General features: G+C 37.9%; 1 protein-coding gene. It reads left to right on the top strand.

All coding sequences use genetic code 11. The annotated features are described in order from the left end of the window. The first annotated feature begins 75 nt into the window (after positions 1-75). Positions 76-1,239 carry an IS630 family transposase gene (locus BMW61_RS21520; protein ID WP_091826137.1) on the top strand — a complete coding sequence of 388 codons (1,164 nt, stop codon included), beginning with the start codon at positions 76-78 and terminating at the stop codon, positions 1,237-1,239. Positions 1,240-1,262: the final 23 nt, after the last annotated feature.

The raw sequence follows: 1,262 nt of genomic DNA, 5'->3' as shown, positions 1-1,262 counted from the left end.
CTAGTAGATTGTAATTTAAATAAATAGACCAATATGCTATACTGATAATATAAAACCTTTGGAGGTGATTTCAGTATGGCAAAAGCGCAACCACTTATTCTTCCTGATGATGATCGTGAGTACTTTGAATCTATAGTTCGCACCAGAACCATGCAGGCCCAAATCGTATCAAGAGCAAGAATTCTTCTTCTAAAGGCTGATGGCGAATCTGTAGATGCGATAGCTGAAAAGGTTGGGCTCAATCGTAACAGCGTATTACTCTGCCTTAAAAAGTACAAAAATGGTGGTGCGGAAAATGCTATTTTTGATACTCCTGGTCGCGGCCGAAATGCTGAAATCACTGATGATGAAAAGACATGGATTATCAATATAGCATGTCAAAGGCCTAATGATTTCGGTTATTCTGCTGAAACTTGGACTTATGCAAAGCTCACAGAACACATAAATAAATCCGCTGAATCTGCTGGATACACAAGGCTTTCCACGCTTACAAAAACAAGTATAAAGAAAATCCTTGATGAAGCAGAAATCAAGCCATTCCGGATACAGTATTATTGTGAAAGACGAGACCCGGATTTTGAAGCAAAAATGCATGATGTGCTTGTTGTATACAAGCAGATCGAAATGCTTTTTGATACTGAAGGAAACCTTATAATACCTGTTGAGAAACAGACTCTGCATACCATTTCTTATGATGAAAAACCTGGTATACAGGCTATTGCAACAACATCTCCTGACTTAAATCCTTCTCAGGAAAACGGAACAATTAAGCGTGATTATGAGTATAAGCGTCTTGGAACAGTATCACTTTTAGCAGGTATTGATCTTATTACTGGTGAAGCTATTCCTTTGGTAAAGGACACTCATAACAGTGATGATTTTATTGAGTTCCTCAAGATACTTGATAAGAAGTATCCTAAAGGAGATGTAATTCGTTTAGTGCTTGATAACCACAGTGTGCATACTTCAAGGAAAACAAAAGCTTTCTTGGAAACAATGCAAGGCAGATTTTTATTTGTATTCACTCCAAAGCATGGGTCATGGCTTAACATGATAGAAGGTTTCTTTGGCAAAATGACACGCCAGATGCTACGTGGAATAAGGGTAGGCACTAAACAAGAACTTGTTGATCGCATTTATCTATACTTTGAGGAGATAAATCAATCTCCGGTGGTGCATCATTGGAAATACAAAATGGATGAAATCGATGCAGCAGAGGATATAGCAAAAACGGTCTAGTTAATTTTTGCACGGACTACTAG

The sequence above is a fragment of the Butyrivibrio sp. ob235 genome (assembly GCF_900109475.1).
In the GTDB taxonomy this organism is placed as follows: Bacteria; Bacillota; Clostridia; order Lachnospirales; family Lachnospiraceae; genus Butyrivibrio.
The sequence above is the reverse complement of the archived record's forward strand: the minus strand, read 5'-3'. Positions and strand labels throughout refer to the sequence as shown.